Origin of the sequence: Stenotrophomonas sp. SrG (assembly GCF_050031795.1) — a bacterium.
GTDB lineage: Bacteria > Pseudomonadota > Gammaproteobacteria > Xanthomonadales > Xanthomonadaceae > Stenotrophomonas > Stenotrophomonas rhizophila_A.
Genome location: NZ_JBNBBE010000422.1, coordinates 1 through 258, shown reverse-complemented (window position 1 = coordinate 258; position 258 = coordinate 1). Strand labels below are relative to the sequence as shown.

General features: G+C 72.5%; 1 protein-coding gene. It reads left to right on the top strand.

Annotated elements, in window-relative coordinates; translation table 11 throughout:
- A partial coding sequence (locus tag ACQG3P_RS20315) for a methylated-DNA--[protein]-cysteine S-methyltransferase (RefSeq protein ID WP_426806050.1) occupies positions 1 to 258 on the top strand: 258 nt, incomplete at both ends.

The window sequence follows — 258 nt, the reverse complement described above, 5'->3', positions numbered from 1 at the left end:
CTACGACGCCAAGGGCCGCGCACAGTGGCAGCGCGATGCGCATGCGCTCCGCGAAGCGCGCACCCAGCTGCTGCAGTCTCTGCGCGGCGAACGCAGCGGCTTCGACCTGCCCCTGGCCCCGCACGGCACCGGGTTCCAGCTGCGCGTATGGAAGGCGCTGGCCGACATTCCGTTCGGCGAAGCCTGGAGCTACGTGCAGCTGGCACGCCACATCGGCCAGCCCACGGCCAGCCGCGCGGTGGGCGCAGCCAACGGACG